Origin of the sequence: Streptomyces sp. NBC_00310, assembly GCF_036208085.1 — a bacterium.
GTDB lineage: Bacteria > Actinomycetota > Actinomycetes > Streptomycetales > Streptomycetaceae > Streptomyces.
In genome coordinates, this window is record NZ_CP130714.1 from 6,654,445 (window position 1) to 6,677,001 (window position 22,557).

Genomic DNA, 22,557 nt, shown 5'->3' on the forward strand with positions numbered 1-22,557 from the left:
CGTGAGGGATTGCAGTTCCGAAGGCCGGTCACGGAACGGTGAACGGCAAAAGGTTCGGCAGCCGGACAAACGCACCTATCTGGGTGGGGTGTATGCCCGCAAAAGCAAACCCCGACGGCTTCGCAGTCGTTCATGGATTCTCTAAGGAAACGGACAGGTTAAGGAGTTTCTCATGGGAGTCTCACAAGAGAAGCTGGGAATTGGCCAAATAAAGGCCGCCTAATATCCGGGGACATGCAATCCGAGTCCGCCAACGAAAACTCCACCCCCGAGGCCGTGTACGAGATCACCTCGGCACCGGCCCGCGGCAGCCGCCGCAGGCAGGGCAGGCAGGGCAGGCAGGGCACGGGGCCGGCAGAAGAGGGCCCCGTGTTCGTCGACAACTCCGGGCGCCGCGCCAGACTGCTGCGCCGCTGCGGCACGCTGCTGGGGGTGGTATGCCTCGGTTACGCCGTCGTGCTCGGCATGGCGTTCATGGGCTGGGGCATCTCCGCGTCCCCGTCCGACCTGTTCCCGTTCGGCGGAGGCGGCGGCCGGTCCGGCGTGCCGGGCGGCGGCGGCAACGGCCCGCAGCCCCAGGGCGGCATCGCCCCCGAGGGCATCCCCTCGGGCGCCCCCGGCGGCACCGCACCCTCCGGCGCCCCCACCGCCGTACCGTCCCCGTCCGCGTCCGCCCACTGACGGGAGCGCACCACCTCATGAGCACGACGACACCCGCGCGCCGTGGCCGCCGACGCGCCCCCTCCAAGCTCCAACGCGCCACCGGCAAGGCCGCCGCCCTGCAGAAACCCCGGGTCATCCTCGCCCTGCTGCTCCTGCTCGGGCTGACCAGTGTGATGCTGCTCGACGGCTATCTGCGCGCCGAGGTCGGCGGCGACCAGCGCGTCCGCACCGGGGCCGGCTCCAGCGACGTACCCGAGGACATCCTCGACGGCGGGCCGATCCTGACCTTCCGCGGCGGTGAGGCCCAGACGCAGTCCGTGCCGGACCAGACCATCGCGCTCACCTTCGACGACGGCCCGAACCCGACCTGGACCCCGGAGATCCTCGACGTCCTGAAGAAGTACGACATCCCCGCGACCTTCTTCGTGGTCGGCTCGATGGTGTCGCGCTACCCGGACATCGTCGAGGGCATGGTCGAGGACGGTCACGAGATCGGCATCCACACCTTCACCCACGTCGACCTGTCGTACCAGAGCGACGCCCGCGTCACCCGCGAGATGACCCAGACACAGCTGGCCCTCGCGGGCGCGGCCGGCATCACGACCACGCTCTTCCGCGCCCCGTACTCCTCCGAGACGGACGCCATCGACAACTACAGCTGGCCCGTCTACCAGAAGCTCGGCGAGGAGGGCTACACCAGCGTCTTCGTCGACACCGACAGCGACGACTGGAAGAAGCCCGGCGTCAAGAAGATCATCAAGTGGGCCACGCCGGACGACGGCAAGGGCGCCTCGGTCCTCATGCACGACGCGGGCGGCGACCGCTCCCAGACGGTCGACGCGCTCGGCACCTACATCGAGAAGATGAAGGCCAAGGGCTACACCTTCACCACCGTCAGCGGCGCCCTCCAGAAGGACGACGCCGAGAACGGCCGGAGCGACCAGGGCAACCAGGGCAACCAGCGGAACGGTCAGCAGGCGGGTGCCCCCGTCGCCGCCGCCGGGGCCGACGCGCAGGGCGGGACACAGGGCGGGACACAGGGCGGCGCCGCCGCGGGCGGGCAGGGCACCCCGGGCACGTCGAACGCGCAGGCCGCCCACCGCACCGCCACCGGCGCCACCCTCTACGAGGGCAAGGCGCTCGTCGCTGCCGTCTACGTCGCCGAGTACGCCGTACCGACCCTCTCGGTCGGCCTGATGGTCGTCGGCGTCGCGGTCATGGGCCGCTTCGGGATGATGCTGATCCTCGCCCGGCGCCACTTCCGCGAGCGAAACAAACGCCGCTTCAGCTGGGGGCCGCCGATCACCGGCCCGGTGACGGTCATCGTGCCCGCGTACAACGAGAAGGAGTGCATAGCCAACACGCTGCACTCCCTGGCCCGGAGCACGCACCCCATCGAGATCATCGTCGTCGACGACGGCTCCACGGACGGCACCAAGGAGATCGCCGAGGCCCTCGGTTATCCCAACGTCCGGGTCATCCGCCAGGAGAACGCGGGCAAGCCCGCCGCCCTCAACAACGGTGTACGGAACGCCAGTCACGACATCGTCGTGATGATGGACGGCGACACGGTCTTCGAGCCCGACACCGTCGCCAAGCTGGTGCAGCCCTTCGCCGACCCCGGCGTCGGCGCGATCGCCGGCAACGCCAAGGTCGGCAACCGCACCACCATGATCGGCGCCTGGCAGCACATCGAGTACGTGATGGGCTTCAACCTCGACCGCCGCATGTACGACCTGCTGCGCTGCATGCCCACCATCCCGGGCGCGATCGGCGCGTTCCGCCGTGACGCCGTGCTGGAGGTGGGCGGCATGAGCGAGGACACCCTCGCCGAGGACACCGACATCACCATCGCCATGCACCGCGCGGGCTGGCGCGTCGTCTACCAGGAGCACGCCCGCGCCTGGACCGAGGCCCCGGCCTCGCTGAAGCAGCTCTGGTCGCAGCGCTACCGCTGGTCGTACGGCACCATGCAGGCCCTCTGGAAGCACCGCAAGTCCCTGACGGACACGGGCCCGTCGGGCCGCTTCGGCCGCGTCGGCATGCCCCTGGTCGTCATCTTCCAGGTCGTCACACCGGTCTTCGCGCCCCTCATCGACGTCTTCACCGTCTACGCCATGATCTTCGTCGACTTCCAGGCCTCCCTGCTGGCCTGGCTGGCGGTCCTGGGCGTCCAACTGGTCTGCGCGGCCTACGCCTTCAAGCTCGACAAGGAGAAGTACCGCTATCTGCTGATGCTCCCGCTCCAGCAACTCGCCTACCGGCAGATGATGTACCTCGTCCTCATCCATTCCTGCGTCACGGCTCTGACGGGCGGCCGCCTGCGCTGGCAGAAACTCAAGCGCACGGGCGAGGTCGGCACACCGGCCGGGGCGAGCTGATGGGGTCGCACCGGAAGGGGACCGCGGCCGCGGCCGAGGCTCCTGCTGCTCCTGCTGCCCCTGCTGTGCCGGGGCCCGACGCGACCGAGGTCCCCGTGCAGGTCCCGATACAGGTCCCCGTGCGCGACAGGTACTTCGACACCCTCCGCGCCCTCGCCCTCATCCGCGTGGTCACGTACCACACCTTCGGCTGGCCCTGGGCCGGCATGGCCTTCCCCTCCATGGGCGTCATGTTCGCCCTCGCCGGCACCCTCATGGCGAAGTCCCTGGACCGCCCCGCACCCAAGGTCATCAGGAGCCGCTTCCGGCGGCTCCTGCCCCCCTTCTGGTTCTGGGGCCTCTTCGTGGTCGTCGCCATGCTGGTCCACGGCTGGATGCCCGGTTGGCAGATCGTCTTCTGGGTCGTCCCGCTGGGCGACCCCCCGGGCAACGCCTGGGGCGAACAGGCCTGGGAGATCCTCTGGTACCTGCGCACCTACCTCTGGTTCGTCCTGCTCTCCCCGCCCCTGCTGAAGCTGTTCCGGCTGGCCCCGGTCCCGGTCCTCCTGCTGTCGCTGTCGCCTGTCCTGGTCTTCCACTTCCTCTGGGAACCCCCGGACGACCGCCTCGGCGGCGCCCTGACCGACCTGGCGACCTTCCTGTTCTGCTGGATGCTGGGCTTCGCCCACCGTGAGGGCGTCCTGGCGAGGCTGAAGCCGTTCGCGGTCACCGCCCTCTCCCTCGCGGCCCTCGGCTTCGGCGCCTTGTACGCCTTCACCCACCAGGAGGAGACCGGCTCGTACGACCTCGACGACATCCCCCTCGCCCAGGCGTTCTTCTCCGCCGGGTTCGTGACGCTCCTGCTCTACGCGAAGGCGTACTTCAAGGTCGACTTCGCCGGACTGACCCGTTTCCGGCACCTGGACCGGACCGTCACGATCTTCAACTCCCGCGCGGTGACGATCTATCTCTGGCACGAGATCGCCCTGATCCTCGCCGTCCCGCTGATCGACCGGTTCTGGAACGTCCCGGCGTTCGAGACGTACCTGCCGCTGGAGAGCCAGTGGTTCATGTTCGGCATCGGCTGGCTCCTGATCGGCGTGTTCGTCCTGCTCGGCGGTTGGGTGGAGGACGTGGCGGCGAAGAAGAAGCCGAAGCTGTTGCCGTGGCCCTCTGTGGGCCGGGCGCCGCGTGGGCGCCCGGCCCGTACTGCCACAATGGGCCCGTGACCCGCGCATCCCTGGACAAGCAGCCGCACGAAGTCGCCTCGATGTTCGACCGAGTGGCGAAACGGTACGACCTGACCAACGACGTGCTGTCCCTCGGGCAGGACCGGCGCTGGCGCAAGGAGGTCGCGCGGGCGGTGGACGCCCGCCCCGCGCAGAAGATCCTGGACCTCGCGGCCGGCACGGGCACCTCGTCGCTGCCCTTCGCGCGGACCGGCGCCTACGTCGTGCCGTGCGACTTCTCCCTCGGCATGCTCCGGGTCGGCAAGGAGCGCACCTCCTGGCTGCCGTTCACCGCGGGCGACGCCACGAAGCTGCCGTTCAAGGACGACACCTTCGACGCGGTGACCATCTCCTTCGGGCTACGCAACGTGCAGGACACCGACACCGCGCTGCGCGAGCTGTACCGGGTGACCAAGCCCGGCGGCCGCGTCGTGATCTGCGAGTTCTCCCACCCGACGTGGACACCGTTCCGGACCGTCTACACCGAGTACCTGATGCGCGCGCTGCCGCCCGTCGCCCGCGCGGTGTCGTCCAACCCGGACGCGTACGTCTACCTCGCCGAGTCCATCCGTGCCTGGCCCGACCAGGCGGGCCTCGCCGAGCGCCTCCGGAAGGCCGGCTGGGACAAGGTCGCGTGGCGGAACCTCACGGGTGGGGTCGCCGCGCTGCACCGGGGGTTCAAGGGCCAGTCGTAGGGCTCAAGACCGCCCGTAAGGCTCTGAGTTCACCCGTACGAGGGGTGCCCGTCAGGGAATCCTGTTGACGGGAACCGGTCAACAGAAACTACCGTCCGTTGATACGTCGGCACGCGCCGGTGATGTCGCACGACCACCGGTGCGCCAGGCGACCACGTCGCATCACGGCACGAGTTCTCTGAATGACGGAGCGTTCCATGACGTCCTACTGCCCGCACTGCGGAACACCCGGTCCCGACGACGCACGCTTCTGCATGACGTGCGGGCGGGAACGGATGCCGGTTCCTGCGGCGGAGACCGGCACCGGGGCCGGGGCTCCGCCGGCCCCACCCGCGACGCCACCACCGGCTCCACCCCCGACGCCCCCGCCCTCACCGGCTCCGGGAACGGCGGCCATCCCGACACCGCCGCCGGGAGTCCCGGGAACGGATCCGTCGGGGGCCCCGGGAATGGCCCCCTCGGCGTCCCTCCCGGCGTTTCTCCCGGCGTTTCTCCCGGCAGCCCCACCGGGCGCGCCACCCCTCGGTCCACCGCCACCGCCACCCGGGTACGCCCCCGTCCCCGCCCGTCCCTCACCGGTCGGCGCCTTCCTCGGACGGGCCTTCCGGGGCGACTGGGGCGGCTCCGCACTGGCCGCGCTCTGGCCGGTCGGGCTCCTCTTCGCCGCCGCCGTCGCGCTGGCCATCCCGTCGTACGGCCAGGACGAGGAGGACCTCGTCGGCTTCGGCGACCGTCTGGGCCTCACCCTCGCCGCCCTCCTGCAGGGCCTCGGCGGCGGCTTCGAGGCCTCCGGGATCAGCGACGGCTACACAGGCGACTTCCGGTCCGCCGAGGGAGCCGTCACCCTGACCCTGGTCCCGCTCACGGTGACCGCCCTGTTCATCGGGGCGCTCGTCCTCGGCGTACGGCAACTCCGTACGCGCCTGGTGACACGCGGCGCGTACGGCGGCGGTGTGCACGGTGGCGCGTACGCCGGTGGATACGGCGGCGCGTACGCCGGTGCCGGAGGTCCCGGGGTGGTGCCCGGGGGCAGCCGTACCGCCGGGCTCGAAGCGGCCGTGCGGGTCACGCTGCTGGTGACCGCCGCCGTGCTGCTGCTGGGGCTGTTCGCGCAGCCCGAGATCGCCCTCGCCGAGGTCTCGACGTCACCCTGGCGTGCGGCACTGGGCGCGCTGCTGCTCACCGCCGCCGTCTCGGCCGGCCTGCTGCAACGCGACGACCTGGCGGCCTGGCTGGCCGTTCGCCCAGGGCCCCAGGCGCTGTTCCGGGCGACCGGAACCGCCGTACGCGCCATGGCGATCGTCCTCGCCCTCTGCTCGCTCGTCACCTTCGTCGTCCTCGCGGCGAGCGACGAGTGGCAGGGCGAATGGGAGGAGGACCTCAACCCGCTCCTCCTCGTGCTCCTCGTTCTGCCCAACCTCGCAGTCCACGTCCTCGGCCTCTCCTGGGGCGCGTCCATCGAGGGCGAGGCGGGCCGTACGCGGTACGGGGACGACACCTCGTACGACTCGTCCGGCGACTACGGACTCGTCGAGCCCCGCCCGTACGGCGGTTACGAGCGCGAGGCGTTCGGGCTCTCCGAACTGGGCGACGCCGTCAACTCCTGGGCGGTCGTGGGCGCGTTGGCGCTCGGCGCGGTCTGCGCCCTGATCCTCGGTGTCCTCGCGGCCCGCCGTTCCGCGGGCCGTGGCGAGCAACTCCTCGCCGCGGGTGTCTTCTTCGGTCTCTTCCTCCTCCTCGCCGGCATCAGCGGCTTCGGCATGGAGGCCTCGGGCTCCGCCACGGCCGACTTCAGCAACGAGTTCTCGGCCGCGGGCCAGGTGGACGTCGGCCTCGACATCCCCGAGGTGCTCCTCTTCGGACTCCTCTGGATCTTCGCCGCGGCCTTCCTCGCGCCCTACCTGGTCCAGATGGCGGGAGCGCGCACGGCGGTGATCGCACCCCCGATCCCGGCCATGCCCAGCGACGGCCCGGCGCACTACGGGATCCCGCGGCAGCCTCCGGCTCCGGCTCCGGCTCCGGCCCCGACCCCGTACGAGCCTCCGCTCGTCGAGCTCGGCCACCACCACCTGCCACCCGCCGAACCCGCCAGGCCACGCAGCCGGACCCTCATCTGGGCCGTCACGATCGCGGCGGCCTTCGTGATCGGCGGGGGAGGTGCGGCGGCGATCCTGCTCTGGCAGAAATAGGGGGCACGTCCCACCACGCTCCTACCGAAGAACCGCGAACGGATCCCCCGGCTCGTCCAACGCCCTGCGCAACCCGGGCGGGGGCCCCGCGCGTCGCGGCTCCCGGACACCCCCGCCCTCGTCCCCCAACTCGAACCACACGGTCACGGCGGCCCCACGCGGCACCTCCACCCCCGGTGGCGGGTACTGCCGTACGACGTAGTCCACGACGGTGCGTTGGAAGTCGGGCCGGTCGGGTGCGGCGAGGGTCACCCCGCCCGCCTCGGCCGTCTCGCGCGCGTCCACGGCCATCAGCCCGACGAACCGTGGCACACGCACTTCGAATGACTTGGGTGTTGTGCGCACAGATGTTCACCCCCAGCGGTACCGGCAGGGTAACCGCCGAGCGGCCCCGGTCGGAAGCACTGAGTTGCAATCTGCGGCAAATTGCTACTCTGAGTGACGAGTTGCCGATATGACGAACGAGCCGCATCGCGAACAAGCCGCATCGCGAACGAGGCGCGTCACGAATGAGGCGCGTCACGAATGAGGCGCATCGCGAACGAGCCGTGTCACGAACGAGCCGCATCGCGAACGAGCCGCATCGCGAACGAGGCGCATCGCGAACGAGCCGCGTCACGAACGAGCCGCGTCACGAACGAGCGGCGGCCTCGCCGACCGGCGTCACAGCGCCAGCCGGTAGCAGTGCCCCACCTGCTGCGACGGCGTCATGTACTCCTCCGCCAGCTCCATGCCCAGGCGGCGGGTGACGGCGATGGACCGTTCGTTGCGGGCGTTGACCATCGCGACGACGTTGCCGACACCGGCCGCCCGCACCCGCTCCAGGGTCTGCGTCGCGGCGGCGGTCACATATCCCTTGCCCCAGTGGTCACGGGCGAGCCGCCAGCCGATCTCGATCTCGCCGGTCGGGCCCCACTCCCGGGGCCACGGCTGGGCCCCGGTGAAGCCGATCGCCCGGCCCTCCTCGTCGAGCATGGTCCACAGGCAGAACCCGTACTCGGCGTCGTGGCGGCGCTGGCGCGCGGTGAGCTCCTCGTAGACGGACAGCTCGGCGGACCGGCCGCCGTGGAACTCCATGACGTCGGGGTCGTCGAAGATCCGGTGCCAGGCGAAGGCGTCCTCGTCGGTGGGGACACGCAGCCGTACGTCGGGCAGAGCTCTGTTCACAGGGGCAGCCCTTCAGCCGATGATCGGTTCCGCTGAATAGACTGCCCATGTCCGACGCCAGTCGGCACATGTTTTCTGGTCTTCCGGATTTCTCGTCTTCCGGCCGACCGGCGCTGCGATCCTTCTACTTCTTGGGGAGAACCCGTCGTGACCGAGCCCCAGCCCCTTACCGAACACACCGCCGATGTGATCGTCGTCGGGGCCGGGCCAGCCGGTTCCACCACCGCGTACTACCTGGCGAAGGCCGGGCTCGACGTGCTGCTCCTGGAGAAGACCAGCTTCCCCAGGGAGAAGGTCTGCGGCGACGGCCTCACACCACGCGCCACCAAGCAGCTCGTGTCGATGGGCATCGACATCTCCGAGGAGGCCGGCTGGCTCCGCAACAAGGGGCTGCGGATCATCGGCGGCGGCGTCCGCCTCCAGCTCGACTGGCCGGATCTCGCCTCCTACCCGGACTACGGACTCGTCCGCAAGCGCGACGACTTCGACGAGCAGCTCGCCCGCCAGGCCCAGAAGGCGGGCGCCCGGCTGTACGAGCGCTGCAACGTGGGCGCGCCGATCGTCGACGACCGCACGGGCCGTATCACCGGGGTGCACGCCAAGCTCGGCGACGAGAAGCGGGAAGTCACCTTCCACGCCCCGCTGGTGGTGGCGGCCGACGGCAACTCCACCCGGCTCTCCCTCGCGATGGGCCTGCACCGCCGCGAGGACCGCCCGATGGGCGTCGCGGTCCGTACGTACTTCACCTCCCCGCGCCACGACGACGACTATCTGGAGTCCTGGCTGGAGCTGTGGGACAAGCGAGGCCCGGGCGAGGACCGTCTCCTGCCCGGCTACGGCTGGATCTTCGGCATGGGGGACGGCACGTCCAACGTCGGTCTGGGCGTCCTCAACACCTCCGCCGCCTTCAAGGAGCTGGACTGGCGCGACGTCCTCAAGGCCTGGTGCGCGTCCATGCCCGAGGAGTGGGGCTACACCCCCGAGAACATGACCGGGCCCATCCGCGGCGCCGCCCTCCCGATGGCCTTCAACCGGCAACCCCACTACACCAAGGGGCTGCTGCTCGTCGGCGACGCCGGCGGCATGGTGAACCCGTTCAACGGCGAGGGCATCGCCTACGCCATGGAATCCGGACAGATCGCCGCCGACGTCATCGTCCAGGCCCACGCCCGCGCCACCCCCGGCCAGCGCGAACTCGCCCTCCAGCGCTACCCGCAGGTCCTCAAGGACACCTTCGGCGGCTACTACACGATGGGCCGCGCCTTCGTGAAGCTCATCGGCAACCCGAAGATCATGAAGCTCGCCACGCAGCGGGGCCTCACCCACCCGCTGCTGATGAAGTTCACCCTGAAGATGCTGGCCAACCTCACCGACCCCACCGGCGGCGACGCGATGGACCGCATCATCAACGGCCTGAGCAAGGTGGCGCCGAAGGCGTGACCCCGGGGCCGACCGGCCCGAGGATGCCGTGCGTGAGCGGGACGTGACCTTCCGTCCCGCTACGACGCCGCGCGTCCGGCCGACCGCGACTTCGCGTGTCCGGCCGACCGCGACTTAGCGTGTCCGACCGACCGCGACTTCGCGTGTCCGGTCGGCCATGGTCGCGCGCGTCCGGCCGTCAACGCGCTGCTCCACACGGACGATTCGGACACCGGGCGCCGTGAGGCCGGGGCGCCGTACCGGCCCTCGGAGACGGAACCCCTGGAACGCCTCGACGGGGGCCGTTGTCGGCTCGGCCTGTCCTGCGCCCCCACGCCTGGGGTGAAAGGCGCCCTGTGGGGCCCCTGTGGCCCTTTACGAGGGCAGCCCGAAGGGCCGCTGTCCCCCATGGGAAGAGCGGCCCTCTCGAAAAGCGTCTGGGCGACCGCGTGCGCGTCGGCTCAGAGCACGCGCACCGCACCCGTCGCCGGGTAGCCGGAGAGATCCTGGATGACGACGCCCTTGGAGGGGTTCGCCGCGTCGAGGTACTGGCCGTCCCCGATGTACACACCCACGTGGTACGCGGAGCCCTTGGAGCCCCAGTACAGGATGTCGCCGACCTGCAGGTTGGACAGCGAGACCTCGGTGCCCTGCATCGACTGGTCCTGCGAGACCCGGGGGAGGTCCACGCCGACCTGCTTGAACGCGGCCTGCACGAGCGAGGAGCAGTCCCACGCGTTGGGGCCCGTGGCGCCGAGGACGTAGGCGTCGCCGACCTGTGCCTTGAGGAAGCCGATCACCGTGCTGACGCTGCCGGTGGCGGGCGTCGTCGTGGTGGTCGCCGAGTTGGACGTGAGAGTGGTCCGCTCACTGTCCCGCGCGGCACGCTCGGCCTCGGCCTTGCGCTCGGCCTCGGCGGCGGCCTTCTTGCGGGCCTCTTCCTTCTTCGCCTTGACCAGGTCCTTCTCGGCCTGCTTGGCGGCCTGCTCGGCGGCCAGGTCACGCTCGGCCTGGAGCTGGTAGTCGGCCGCCATCGCCTGCGTGGCGTCCGCGGACTGCGCGGCCTGCGTGGCCAGGTCGGCCGTGAGGGTGGGCAGTTCGAGCGTCTGCGTCACCGGCTCCGCGGCGAAAGCCGACGTGGACGCGCCGGCCACTGCCACGGTGCTGAGAACGCCACCGGCGACTCCGGCGCGCATCGCGATCGAGGACGCGTTGCGGCGGGGTTTTCGGTGGCTGCGTATGTGAGCGGTGTGGGACATGGGTACAAGCGGTACCAGCGACTCCTCCATACCTTCAAGAAACGTGTGCTGCGCCACAGTTGTTCAACGGAGGCCGTAAATTCCCTGTGCGTCACTCTTTATTGACGCCGTAACGGGCATAGCGGACAGGGTCGAACATGCCTGTGATCATGCACTTTCGTGATTACGCCCGAATTGCCCTGCGCTTACCATCGATTGCAGCGAGTGGCCAAGGCCCGTTGATTTGATCTCGCTCCGGTGTGGCGCAGGTCACGGAACGGTCACCCGTCCATGCCGCGTCCCGCGCGGGATCACCCGCTCCCGGCGCTCGTGAATGTGTGCACGCGTCCACATCGGCCGCCGGGCCTCCCCCCGGGGTGTGAACGCGGCGCTCTATCAAGCGACCTCGTCCAGCGCCAATTTGCATGCAGCGGAACCCTCTTGATATGGAGACGACCCGCGTGACCAGCGGTGACGAGCGAAAATGTCACTTCTGGTGATCAGTCTGGCGCTTCATGTATGAAGATCAACGCTCATCCGACTTCATGATCCTTCGTCGGGTGGTGGAGATCACAAACTCGGTGCTGTACCCCGTGTCGCAGATCACAGACCGGCAGGCATAGGATGCGGGGCAGTTGGGCTTGTGACCTGCTTCACATGTTCGCGATCTTCGTCGGAACGGGCGGAGTTCGTGGGACCGGTGCGGCGGGAGAGCAGGGCCCACGCCATCCGCCAGCAGTCAGTGCCGACTGAGAGGAGCGAGGAGCGGTGAACGCCTATGCGCCCATCCTCGTACTGGGAGCCCTCGGGGCAGGCTTTGCGATCTTCTCCGTGATCATGGCCTCGCTGATCGGCCCGAAGCGCTACAACCGGGCCAAGCTCGAGGCATACGAGTGCGGGATCGAGCCCACCCCCACGCCGGCCGGCGGAGGGCGTTTTCCCATCAAGTACTACCTGACGGCGATGCTCTTCATCGTCTTCGACATCGAGATCGTCTTCCTCTACCCCTGGGCCGTCACCTTCGACGCCCTGGGTGTTTTCGGGCTCGTGGAGATGCTGCTCTTCGTGCTCACCGTCTTCGTGGCCTACGCGTACGTCTGGCGCCGCGGCGGCCTGGAATGGGACTGAGGGGCCTTTAAGACCATGGGACTCGAAGAAAAACTGCCGAGCGGTTTCCTGCTGACCACCGTCGAGCAGGCCGCGGGCTGGGTACGCAAGGCGTCCGTCTTCCCCGCCACCTTCGGCCTCGCCTGCTGCGCCATCGAGATGATGACCACGGGCGCGGGGCGCTACGACCTGGCGCGCTTCGGTATGGAGGTCTTCCGCGGCTCGCCGCGCCAGGCCGACCTGATGATCGTGGCCGGCCGGGTCAGCCAGAAGATGGCGCCGGTGCTGCGGCAGGTCTACGACCAGATGCCGAATCCCAAGTGGGTGATCTCCATGGGGGTCTGCGCGTCGTCGGGCGGCATGTTCAACAACTACGCGATCGTCCAGGGCGTCGACCACATCGTCCCCGTCGACATCTATCTGCCGGGCTGCCCGCCACGGCCCGAGATGCTGATGGACGCGATCCTCAAGCTCCACCAGAAGATCCAGACGTCCAAGCTCGGCGTGAACGCCGAGGAAGCGGCCCGCGAGGCGGAGGAAGCGGCACTCAAGGCGCTCCCCACCATCGAGATGAAGGGGCTGCTGCGATGAGTGACGCGAACAACGGGGTCAACCCCGAGAAGGACCTCGCCGCCTCCAACCTCCCCGGCCAGCGCGGCGAGGGCGGTGAGGAGATCCGCGTCCAGCGCGGCATGTTCGGCGCGAACAACGGCGGCGACACCTCCGGATACGGCGGCCTGGTCCGCTCCATCCGGCTCCCCGGCGCGGCCGGCCGCCCCTACGGCGGCTGGTTCGACGAGGTCGCCGACGAACTGGAGGGCGCCCTGGAGGAACAGGGCCTCGTCCCCGAGAACGTGATCGACAAGACCGTCGTCGACCGGGGCGAGATCACCTTCCACATCGAACGCGAACACCTGCCGCGCGTCGCCCGCACCCTCCGCGACGACCCGGCCCTCCGCTTCGAACTGTGCACCGGCGTCTCGGGCATCCACTACCCCGGCGACAAGGGCCGCGAGCTGCACGCCGTCTACCACCTGCGCTCGATCACCCACAACCGGCTGATCCGCCTGGAGGTCTCCGCCCCCGACGCCGACCCGCACATCCCGTCGCTCGTCCCCGTCTATCCCACCAACGACTGGCACGAGCGCGAGACGTACGACTTCTTCGGCATCGTCTTCGACGGCCACCCCGCGCTGACGCGGATCATGATGCCGGACGACTGGCAGGGCTTCCCGCAGCGCAAGGACTACCCCCTCGGCGGGATCCCCGTCGAGTACAAGGGCGCCCAGATCCCGGCTCCGGACCAGCGGAGGTCGTACTCATGAGCACGCAACACGCATCCGCCGAGTCCGCCGCCTCGGCGCGCGAGACCACCGAAGGCACCGTCTACACGGTCACCGGCGGCGACTGGGACGAGGTCGCCGAGACCGCCGCCCGGTCGGACGACGAGCGCATCATCGTCAACATGGGCCCCCAGCACCCGTCCACGCACGGTGTGCTCCGGCTCATCCTGGAGATCGACGGCGAGACCGTCACCGAGGCCCGCTGCGGCATCGGCTACCTCCACACCGGCATCGAGAAGAACCTCGAGTACCGCACGTGGACACAGGGCACCACGTTCGTGACGCGCATGGACTACCTGACGCCGTTCTTCAACGAGACGGCGTACTGCCTCGCCGTGGAGAAGCTCCTCGGCATCGAGGACGAGATCCCGGACCGCGCCACGATCATCCGCGTGCTCCTCATGGAGCTGAACCGGCTCTCCTCCCACCTGGTGTGCATCGCCACCGGCGGCATGGAGCTGGGCGCCACCACGATCATGATCTACGGCTTCCGTGATCGTGAACTCATTCTCGACATCTACGAGCTGATCACCGGCCTGCGCATGAACCACGCGTACATCCGGCCCGGCGGACTCGCCCAGGACCTGCCGCCCGGCGCGGTGGACCAGATCCGCGAGTTCGTGAAGAAGATGCAGAAGAACCTTCCCGAGTACGACAAGCTCGCCACCGGGAACCCCATCTTCAAGGCCCGTATGCAGGACGTCGGCTACCTCGACCTGTCCGGCTGCATGGCCCTCGGCGCCACCGGGCCGATCCTGCGCTCCGCCGGCCTCCCGCACGACCTGCGCAAGGCACAGCCGTACTGCGGCTACGAGACGTACGACTTCGACGTCCCGACCGCCGACACCTGCGACTCCTACGGCCGCTTCCTCATCCGCCTGGAGGAGATGCGCCAGTCCCTGCGGATCGTCGAGCAGTGCCTGGACCGGCTGCAGCCCGGCCCGGTCATGGTCGGCGACAAGAAGATCGCCTGGCCCGCCCAGCTCGCCCTGGGACCGGACGGACTCGGCAACTCCCTGGACCACATCAAGAAGATCATGGGCACCTCCATGGAGGCCCTGATCCACCACTTCAAGCTGGTGACCGAGGGCTTCCGCGTCCCGCCGGGACAGACGTACGTGGCCGTCGAGTCGCCCAAGGGCGAACTCGGGGTGCACGCCGTGTCCGACGGAGGCACCCGCCCCTTCCGGGTCCACTTCCGCGACCCGTCCTTCACCAACCTGCAGGCCATGGCGGCGATGTGCGAGGGCGGCCAGGTCGCCGACGTCATCGTCGCCGTCGCGTCCATCGACCCCGTGATGGGAGGCGTCGACCGGTGACCACCACCCCCGAGGGCGTCAGCCTGGGCATGCCCCAACTGCCCGCGCCCGACTACCCGGACGACGTTCGAGCCCGGCTGGAGCGGGACGCGGCGGACGTGATCGCCCGCTACCCGGACTCCCGGTCCGCCCTCCTGCCGTTGCTGCATCTCATGCAGTCGGAGGAGGGCCATGTCACCCGCACCGGCATGCGGTTCTGTGCCGAGGTGCTCGGTCTGACCACCGCCGAGGTCACCGCGGTCGCCACCTTCTACTCCATGTACCGGCGCAAGCCCTCCGGCGACTACCAGGTGGGCGTCTGCACCAACACCCTGTGCGCGGTGATGGGCGGCGACGCGATCTTCGAGGCGCTGCAGGACCACCTCGGCGTCGGCAACGGCGAGACCACCGGCGACGGCAAGGTCACGCTGGAGCACATCGAGTGCAACGCGGCCTGCGACTTCGCGCCCGTCGTGATGGTCAACTGGGAGTTCTTCGACAACCAGACCGTCGACAGCGCCAAGCGCCTCGTCGACGACCTGCGCGCGGGGACCGAGGTCGAACCCACGCGCGGGGCGCCGCTGTGCACCTTCAAGGAGACCGCGCGGATCCTCGCCGGCTTCCCCGACGAGCGGCCCGGGGCCGTCGAGGCGAGCGGCGGCGCGGGACCCGCCTCGCTGGTCGGCCTCCGCCTGGCCAGGGGAGAGGCCGGACCCGCCCGCGTGGTCCACCCGCGGGACGGCGGCCCGCACGACGAGCCGCGCGACACGGTGCACGAGCCGTCACCCACCGAGCACCTCAGCTCGCACGACGCGCCGCAGGACACGTCGGCCTCGGACCCGGCCCACCCGGCGGGGCCTGCAGCCGAGGAGGGGGAGTGATGACGTTGGCACCCGAGATCAAGGGCACCAGCCCGGAGAAACTGCTCGCACCCGTGCTGTCGGCCTTCTGGGACGAGGACCGGGCATGGTCGCTCGACGTCTACCGAAGGCACGACGGGTACGAGGGGCTGCGCAAGGCGCTGGCCATGTCACCCGACGACGTCATCGCGTACGTCAAGGAGTCCGGGCTGCGCGGCCGAGGCGGCGCGGGATTCCCGACCGGAATGAAATGGCAGTTCATTCCCCAGGGCGACGGAAAACCACACTATCTAGTTGTCAACGCCGACGAATCGGAACCCGGAACGTGCAAGGACATTCCGCTCCTCTTCGCGAACCCGCACAGCCTCATCGAGGGCATCGTCATCGCCTGTCATGCCATCAGGTCTTCGCATGCCTTCATCTATCTGCGTGGTGAGGTCGTTCCCGTCCTGCGGCGGTTGCACGAGGCCGTACGTGAGGCCTACGAGGCCGGCTTCCTCGGCGAGAACATCCTGGGCAGCGGACTCGACCTCGAACTCACCGTGCACGCGGGCGCGGGCGCGTACATCTGCGGTGAGGAGACCGCACTGCTCGACTCGCTCGAAGGCCGCCGTGGTCAACCGCGGCTCCGTCCCCCCTTCCCTGCTGTCGAGGGCCTCTACGCGTGCCCGACTGTCGTGAACAACGTCGAGTCGATCGCGTCGGTTCCCGCGATCATGCACAGGGGCAAGGAATGGTTCAGGTCGATGGGCAGCGAGAAGTCTCCCGGCTTCACGCTCTACTCGCTCAGCGGCCATGTCACCAGCCCCGGCCAGTACGAGGCGCCGCTCGGTATCACGCTCCGCCAGCTCCTGGAGATGAGCGGCGGAATGCGACCCGGGCATCGCCTCAAGTTCTGGACGCCGGGCGGCTCCTCGACCCCGATGTTCACCGACGAGCACCTCGACGTCCCTCTTGACTACGAGGGAGTGGGCGCCGCGGGTTCCATGCTCGGCACGAAAGCACTCCAGTGCTTCGACGAGACCACCTGCGTCGTCCGTGCCGTCACCCGCTGGACCGAGTTCTACGCCCACGAGTCCTGCGGCAAGTGCACCCCCTGCCGTGAAGGCACCTACTGGCTGGTGCAGTTGCTGCGCGATATCGAGGCCGGCAAGGGCGTCATGAGCGACCTCGACAAGCTGAACGACATCGCCGACAACATCAACGGCAAGTCCTTCTGCGCCCTCGGCGACGGTGCCGCCTCGCCGATCTTCTCCTCCCTCAAGTACTTCCGCGCGGAGTACGAGGACCACATCACGGGCCGGGGCTGCCCCTTCGACCCGGCCAAGTCGACCGCCTGGGCCGACAAGGACAAGCACGCGGAGGTGAACGCATGACCGTGACCACCAGCGCTCCCTCCGGGGGCGGGGAGGCGGCGGTCCCGCCGGAAGATCTCGTCTCGCTGACCATCGACGGCGTCGACATCAGCGTGCCCAAGGGCACCCTGGTCATCCGGGCCGCCGAACAACTCGGCGTCGAGATCCCCCGCTTCTGCGACCACCCCCTCCTCGACCCGGTCGGCGCCTGCCGCCAGTGCATCGTCGAGGTCGAGGGCCAGCGCAAGCCCATGGCGTCCTGCACGATCACCTGCACGGACGGGATGGTCGTCAAGACCCACCTCACCTCCCCGGTCGCGGAGAAGGCCCAGAAGGGTGTGATGGAGCTCCTGCTCATCAACCACCCGCTGGACTGCCCCGTCTGCGACAAGGGCGGCGAGTGCCCCCTGCAGAACCAGGCCATGTCGCACGGCCACTCCGACTCCCGCTTCGAGGGCAGGAAGCGGACGTACGAGAAGCCCGTGGCGATCTCCACGCAGGTGCTCCTCGACCGTGAGCGGTGCGTGCTGTGCGCCCGCTGCACCCGGTTCTCCAACCAGGTCGCGGGCGACCCGATGATCGAGCTGCTCGAGCGGGGCGCGCTCCAGCAGGTCGGCACCGGTGAGGGCGACCCCTTCGAGTCGTACTTCTCCGGCAACACCATCCAGATCTGCCCGGTGGGCGCGCTGACCTCGGCGGCGTACCGATTCCGCTCCCGCCCCTTCGACCTCGTCTCCTCGCCGTCCGTCTGCGAGCACTGCTCCGGCGGCTGCGCGACCCGCACCGACCACCGGCGCGGCAAGGTCATGCGGCGCCTCGCGGCCAACGACCCCGAGGTCAACGAGGAGTGGATCTGCGACAAGGGGCGGTTCGGGTTCCGGTACGCGCAGCGCCCGGACCGGCTGACCACCCCCCTCGTCCGCAACGCGGAGGGCGTCCTGGAACCCGCGTCCTGGCCGGAGGCCCTGGAGGCCGCCGCCCGGGGGCTCCTCGCCGCCCGCGGCCGGGCCGGTGTCCTGACCGGCGGCCGGCTCACCGTCGAGGACGCCTACGCGTACAGCAAGTTCGCGCGCGTGGCCCTCGACAGCAACGACATCGACTTCCGCGCGCGCGTGCACAGCGGTGAGGAGGCCGACTTCCTGGCGGCCCGGGTCGCCGGACGCGGCCGCGACCTCGACGGTACGGGCGTCACGTACGCCTCCCTGGAGAAGGCGCCCGCGGTCCTGCTGGTCGGGTTCGAGGCCGAGGAGGAGGCGCCCGGCGTCTTCCTCCGGCTGCGCAAGGCCTGGCGTAAGCACAAGCAGCAGGTCTTCTCGCTGGCCACCCACGCCACCCGGGGCCTGGCGAAGGCCGGCGGCACGCTGCTGCCGGCCGCGCCCGGCACCGAGACCGAGTGGCTGGACGCCCTCGCGAGCGGCTTCGGCCTGGACGACGACGGCACCAAGGCCGCCGAGGCGCTGCGTACCGAGGGCGCCGTGATCGTCGTCGGGGAGCGGTTCGCGGCCGTGGCGGGCGGACTCACCGCCGCCGTCCGGGCCGCGTCCCTGACCGGCGCCAAGCTGGTGTGGATCCCGCGCCGGGCCGGGGAGCGCGCCGCCGTCGAGGCGGGCGCGCTGCCGTCGGTGCTGCCGGGCGGCCGTCCGGCGACCGACCCGCGCGCGCGGGAGGAGGTCGCCGCCGCCTGGGGCGTCGCCGAACTCCCCTCGCGATACGGCCGGGACACCGGGCAGATCGTCGAGGCCGCCGCCACCGGAGAGCTCGGGGCCCTGGTGGTGGCGGGTGTGGAACTCGCCGATCTGCCCGATCCGGCACGCGCGCGTGAGGCACTGTCCGCGGTGGGCTTCCTGGTGTCGCTGGAACTGCGGCCCAGCGAGGTCACCGAACGGGCGGACGTCGTCCTTCCGGTCGCCGCCGTCGCCGAGAAGGCGGGCACCTTCGTCAACTGGGAGGGCCGTGTGCGGATGTTCGAGGCCGCGCTGAAGCCCGACCAGATGACCCGCCCGGTGGCCCCCACCGACGGGCGGGTCCTCCAGATGCTGGCCGACGCCATGGACGTCCACCTGGGGCTGCCCGATCTGCGCACCACGCGCGCGGAGCTGGACCGCCTCGGGGCGTGGGACGGGGCGAGGGCCCATGAGCCGGTGGAGGTCGCGGCCGGACTGCCGCGCCCGGCCGCCGGGGAGGCCGTACTGGCCGGGCACCGACTCCTGCTCGACCAGGGCCGCCTCCAGGACGGCGACGACGCGCTCGCCGGGACGCGGCACGCCGCACGCGCGCGCGTGTCCGCCGCCACGGCCGCCGAGGCGGGCGTCAAGAACGGCGACCTCCTCGCGGTCAGCGGCCCCGCCGGTGTCGTCGAACTCCCGCTGCAGATCACCGAGATGCCCGACCGTGTCGTTTGGCTGCCGCTGAACTCCACCGGCTCGGGCGTCGCCTCCGACACGGGGGCGCTGCCCGGCGCACTCGTCCGTATCGGCCCCGCGACGCTCGCCGCCGAGGCCCCCGAGGAGGTGGAGGCATGAGCTTGTACCTCGCCGCTGAAGACCTCTCGATGTTCGGCCGCGACCCCTGGTGGCTGGTCGTCGTCAAGGCGGTGTTCTGCTTCGCCTTCCTGATGATCACCGTGCTGTTCTCCATCGTGTGGGAACGCAAGGTCGTCGCCTGGATGCAGCTGCGCATCGGCCCCAACCGGCACGGCCCCTGGGGCATGCTCCAGTCGCTCGCCGACGGCGTCAAACTGATGCTCAAGGAAGACGTCATCGTCAAACGCGCGGACACGGTCGTCTACGTCCTCGCACCGATCGTCGCGGCCATCCCGGCCTTCATGGCGATCGCGGTGATCCCCTTCGGCCCGGCCGGCAACGAGATCTCGATCTTCGGCCAGCGCACCACGATGCAGCTCACCGACCTGCCGATCGCGATGCTCTACATCCTCGCGGTCGCCTCGGTCGGCATCTACGGCATCGTGCTGGCGGGCTGGAGTTCCGGATCCACCTACCCGCTGCTCGGCGGCCTCCGCTCCGCGGCGCAGATGATCTCCTACGAGATCGCCATGGGCGCCGCGTTCGCCTCGGTCTTCCTCTACTCCGGGTCGATGTCGACGTCGGCGATCGTGGAGGCGCAGCAGGACCGCTGGTACATCGTGCTGCTGCCGGTCTCGTTCGTGATCTACATCGTGACCATGGTCGGCGAGACCAACCGCGCCCCGTTCGACATGCCGGAGTCGGAGGGCGACCTGGTCGGCGGCTTCAACACCGAGTACTCGTCGATCAAGTTCGCGCTGTTCATGCTCGCCGAGTACGTCAACATGGTGACCGTCTCCGCCGTGTCGGTGACGCTCTTCCTCGGCGGCTGGCGGGCCCCCTATCCCATCAGCACCTTCTGGGAGGGCGCCAACCACGGCTGGTGGCCGATGCTCTGGTTCGTGGTGAAGGTGCAGCTGCTGCTGTTCTTCTTCATCTGGCTGCGCGGCACCCTCCCGCGCGTCCGCTACGACCAGCTGATGAAGCTCGGCTGGAAGGTCCTCCTCCCGGTCTCCGTGGTCTGGCTGATGCTCGTCGCGACCGTACGGACCCTCAGGAACGAGAACTACGACTTCGCCGAGATCGCCCTGTACGTCGCCGGCGCCGTCATCGTCCTCTTCCTGCTCTCCGTCGTCGCGGACATGTTCCGCGACCGGCGCGAGGCACAGGACCAGCCCGCCGAACCGGCCGGCTTCGACCCGATGGCCGGCGGATTCCCCGTGCCGCCCCTGCCCGGACAGACCCTCCCACCGGTGCCGCGCAGGCGTCCGCGGCGGGAGCGGGAGCTGGTTGTCAGTGGTGGGTCCGATACTGACAGTGACGGATCTTCGAATGGGAAGGAGGCGTCCGATGGCTGAGGAGCCGAAGGAGACCAAGCCCGGTTTCCAGAACCCCGTCGCCGGCTTCGGCGTGACCTTCAAGGCCATGTTCAAGAAGCGGCTGACCGAGCAGTATCCCGAGCAGCCCAAGACCACGGCCCCACGGTTCCACGGCCGGCACCAGCTCAACCGCCATCCGGACGGCCTGGAGAAGTGCGTCGGCTGCGAGCTGTGCGCCTGGGCGTGTCCCGCCGACGCCATCTACGTGGAGGGCGCCGACAACACGGACGAGGAGCGCTACTCGCCGGGCGAGCGGTACGGCGCCGTCTACCAGATCAACTACGCCCGCTGCATCCTGTGCGGCCTGTGCATCGAGGCGTGCCCCACGCGCGCGCTCACGATGACCAACGAGTTCGAGCTGGCGGACAGCAGCCGCGCCAACCTCATCTACACCAAGGAGCAGCTGCTCGCCGGGCTGGAGGAGGGCATGGTCGACTCGCCCCACTCGATCTTCCCGGGCACCGACGAGCAGGACTACTACCGGGGGCTGGTAACCGAGGCCGCGCCCGGCACGGTGCGCCAGGTCGCCGTCTCCAAGGGCGAGAAGCCGCAGGACGAGGAGGTGGACGCGTGAGCGCGCAACTCGCCGCCGCAGCCACTCTTTCCGCCGGCACCTCCACCGGTGAGGCCTTCCAGTTCTGGGTGCTCGGCACGATCGCCGTGATCGGCGCCCTGTGCACCGTCTTCATGAAGAGAGCCGTGCACAGCGCGCTCTGCCTCGCCGCCACCATGATCATCCTGGCGGTGTTCTACCTCGCCAACGGCGCCTACTTCCTGGGCGTCGTGCAGATCGTCGTCTACACCGGCGCGATCATGATGCTGTTCCTGTTCGTGGTGATGCTCGTCGGCGTCACCGCGGCGGACTCCCTGAAGGAGACCATCAAGGGCCAGCGCTGGATGGCCCTCCTGTGCGGCCTGGGCTTCGGCATCCTGCTGACCGTGGGCATCGGCAACGCCTCACTGACGGAGTTCAACGGCCTCGGCACGGCGAACGCGGGCGGCAACGTGGAGGGCCTCGCGGCCCTGATCTTCACCGACTACGTGTTCGCCTTCGAGCTCACCGGCGCCCTCCTCATCACGGCCGCCGTCGGCGCCATGGTCCTCACCCACCGCGAGCGCACCGAGCGCGCCAAGACCCAGCGCGAGCTGGCCGAAGAGCGCGTACGCGAGGGCAAGCACCTCCCGCCGCTGCCGGCCCCCGGCGTCTACGCCCGGCACAACGCGGTCGACATCCCGGGCCTGCTGCCCGACGGCACCCCGTCCGATCTGACCGTCAGCAAGACCCTGCGGGACCGGGGCCAGGTCCGCGACGTGTCGAGCGAGGCGCTCAACGATCTGAAGGCCCTGGAGCAGCGCGCCGAGGACCGCCTGGAGCGCACCAACAGCGGGAACGGCGGCAACAGCGGGGAGGCATCGAAGTGAATCCCGTCAACTACCTGTATCTCGCCGCCCTGCTGTTCACGATCGGCGCCACCGGCGTCCTGATCAGGCGGAACGCGATCGTGGTGTTCATGTGCGTCGAGCTGATGCTCAACGCATGCAACCTCACCCTGGTCGCCTTCTCCCGGATGCACGGCAATCTCGACGGCCAGATCATCGCCTTCTTCACGATGGTCGTCGCCGCCGCGGAGGTCGTGGTCGGACTCGCGATCATCGTGTCGCTGTTCCGGTCCCGCCACTCGGCCTCGGTCGACGACGCCAGCCTGATGAAGCTGTAAGGGGTCGGAAGAATC

20 protein-coding genes are annotated in these 22,557 nt (G+C 69.6%); 17 read left to right on the forward strand and 3 right to left on the reverse strand.

All coding sequences use genetic code 11. The features are described from left to right. The first annotated feature begins 234 nt into the window (after positions 1–234). The 5 genes from OG202_RS29190 (at position 235) to OG202_RS29210 (ending at position 7,136) form a co-directional block, all read left to right on the forward strand. Positions 235–681 (forward strand): hypothetical protein, encoded by a 447-nt coding sequence (locus tag OG202_RS29190; RefSeq protein ID WP_328223845.1) that lies wholly within the window; start codon positions 235–237, stop codon positions 679–681. Positions 682–698: 17 nt separating this feature from the next. Next, on the forward strand, positions 699–3,044 hold the full coding sequence (locus OG202_RS29195) for a bifunctional polysaccharide deacetylase/glycosyltransferase family 2 protein (RefSeq protein ID WP_327728231.1): 2,346 nt from the start codon (positions 699–701) through the stop codon (positions 3,042–3,044). After that, positions 3,044–4,252 (forward strand): acyltransferase family protein, encoded by a 1,209-nt coding sequence (locus OG202_RS29200; RefSeq protein WP_328223846.1) that lies wholly within the window; start codon positions 3,044–3,046, stop codon positions 4,250–4,252. The genes OG202_RS29195 and OG202_RS29200 overlap by 1 nt, the downstream gene beginning before the upstream one ends. After that, complete coding sequence (locus OG202_RS29205; protein WP_327728229.1) at positions 4,249–4,947, forward strand: demethylmenaquinone methyltransferase; 699 nt, start codon at positions 4,249–4,251, stop codon at positions 4,945–4,947. Before OG202_RS29200 ends, OG202_RS29205 begins: the two co-directional genes overlap by 4 nt. 197 nt (positions 4,948–5,144) lie before the next feature. Next, the gene (locus OG202_RS29210; RefSeq protein WP_328223847.1) at positions 5,145–7,136 is read left to right on the forward strand and encodes a zinc ribbon domain-containing protein; all 1,992 of its coding nucleotides are present in this window, start codon (positions 5,145–5,147) and stop codon (positions 7,134–7,136) included. Positions 7,137–7,157: 21 nt separating this feature from the next. Here the strand turns inward: OG202_RS29210 and OG202_RS29215 are convergent, their stop codons facing one another. Continuing rightward, complete coding sequence (locus tag OG202_RS29215) at positions 7,158–7,481, reverse strand: PASTA domain-containing protein (RefSeq protein ID WP_326579016.1); 324 nt, start codon at positions 7,479–7,481, stop codon at positions 7,158–7,160. 318 nt (positions 7,482–7,799) lie between these two features. Further along, positions 7,800–8,303 (reverse strand): GNAT family N-acetyltransferase, encoded by a 504-nt coding sequence (locus tag OG202_RS29220; protein WP_326579014.1) that lies wholly within the window; start codon positions 8,301–8,303, stop codon positions 7,800–7,802. Positions 8,304–8,450: 147 nt separating this feature from the next. Between OG202_RS29220 and OG202_RS29225 the strand changes: the two genes are divergently transcribed. Next, positions 8,451–9,743, forward strand: a complete 1,293-nt coding sequence (locus OG202_RS29225; protein WP_326579012.1) for a geranylgeranyl reductase family protein — start codon at positions 8,451–8,453, stop codon at positions 9,741–9,743. A gap of 440 nt (positions 9,744–10,183) precedes the next feature. On the opposite strand, the gene OG202_RS29230 is transcribed toward OG202_RS29225, so the two are convergent. Then, the gene (locus OG202_RS29230) at positions 10,184–11,011 is read right to left on the reverse strand and encodes a C40 family peptidase (RefSeq protein WP_327728227.1); all 828 of its coding nucleotides are present in this window, start codon (positions 11,009–11,011) and stop codon (positions 10,184–10,186) included. A 717-nt stretch (positions 11,012–11,728) separates the two neighbouring features. Between OG202_RS29230 and OG202_RS29235 the strand changes: the two genes are divergently transcribed. The 11 genes from OG202_RS29235 to nuoK are packed head-to-tail and all read left to right on the forward strand — an operon-like array spanning position 11,729 to position 22,542. Next, entirely contained in the window at positions 11,729–12,088 is a 360-nt protein-coding gene (locus OG202_RS29235) for an NADH-quinone oxidoreductase subunit A (RefSeq protein WP_005476348.1), read from the forward strand. 15 nt (positions 12,089–12,103) lie between these two features. Further along, entirely contained in the window at positions 12,104–12,658 is a 555-nt protein-coding gene (locus OG202_RS29240) for a NuoB/complex I 20 kDa subunit family protein (RefSeq protein ID WP_003998928.1), read from the forward strand. Then, positions 12,655–13,392 carry an NADH-quinone oxidoreductase subunit C gene (locus tag OG202_RS29245; protein ID WP_326578995.1) on the forward strand — a complete coding sequence of 246 codons (738 nt, stop codon included), beginning with the start codon at positions 12,655–12,657 and terminating at the stop codon, positions 13,390–13,392. Before OG202_RS29240 ends, OG202_RS29245 begins: the two co-directional genes overlap by 4 nt. Then, complete coding sequence (locus OG202_RS29250; RefSeq protein ID WP_326578993.1) at positions 13,389–14,729, forward strand: NADH-quinone oxidoreductase subunit D; 1,341 nt, start codon at positions 13,389–13,391, stop codon at positions 14,727–14,729. The genes OG202_RS29245 and OG202_RS29250 overlap by 4 nt, the downstream gene beginning before the upstream one ends. A 29-nt stretch (positions 14,730–14,758) precedes the next feature. Next, positions 14,759–15,589 (forward strand): NADH-quinone oxidoreductase subunit NuoE, encoded by an 831-nt coding sequence (gene nuoE, locus OG202_RS29255; protein WP_328224736.1) that lies wholly within the window; start codon positions 14,759–14,761, stop codon positions 15,587–15,589. Next, positions 15,589–16,944, forward strand: a complete 1,356-nt coding sequence (gene nuoF / locus OG202_RS29260; RefSeq protein ID WP_326578991.1) for an NADH-quinone oxidoreductase subunit NuoF — start codon at positions 15,589–15,591, stop codon at positions 16,942–16,944. Before nuoE ends, nuoF begins: the two co-directional genes overlap by 1 nt. Continuing rightward, positions 16,941–19,445 (forward strand): NADH-quinone oxidoreductase subunit G, encoded by a 2,505-nt coding sequence (locus OG202_RS29265; RefSeq protein WP_326578989.1) that lies wholly within the window; start codon positions 16,941–16,943, stop codon positions 19,443–19,445. The genes nuoF and OG202_RS29265 overlap by 4 nt, the downstream gene beginning before the upstream one ends. Beyond that, positions 19,442–20,803 carry an NADH-quinone oxidoreductase subunit NuoH gene (nuoH, locus tag OG202_RS29270; RefSeq protein ID WP_326578987.1) on the forward strand — a complete coding sequence of 454 codons (1,362 nt, stop codon included), beginning with the start codon at positions 19,442–19,444 and terminating at the stop codon, positions 20,801–20,803. The genes OG202_RS29265 and nuoH overlap by 4 nt, the downstream gene beginning before the upstream one ends. Next, on the forward strand, positions 20,796–21,398 hold the full coding sequence (gene nuoI, locus OG202_RS29275; RefSeq protein WP_326578985.1) for an NADH-quinone oxidoreductase subunit NuoI: 603 nt from the start codon (positions 20,796–20,798) through the stop codon (positions 21,396–21,398). The genes nuoH and nuoI overlap by 8 nt, the downstream gene beginning before the upstream one ends. After that, the gene (locus tag OG202_RS29280) at positions 21,395–22,246 is read left to right on the forward strand and encodes an NADH-quinone oxidoreductase subunit J (protein ID WP_326578983.1); all 852 of its coding nucleotides are present in this window, start codon (positions 21,395–21,397) and stop codon (positions 22,244–22,246) included. The genes nuoI and OG202_RS29280 overlap by 4 nt, the downstream gene beginning before the upstream one ends. After that, positions 22,243–22,542 (forward strand): NADH-quinone oxidoreductase subunit NuoK, encoded by a 300-nt coding sequence (nuoK, locus tag OG202_RS29285; protein WP_005481399.1) that lies wholly within the window; start codon positions 22,243–22,245, stop codon positions 22,540–22,542. Before OG202_RS29280 ends, nuoK begins: the two co-directional genes overlap by 4 nt. Positions 22,543–22,557: the final 15 nt, after the last annotated feature.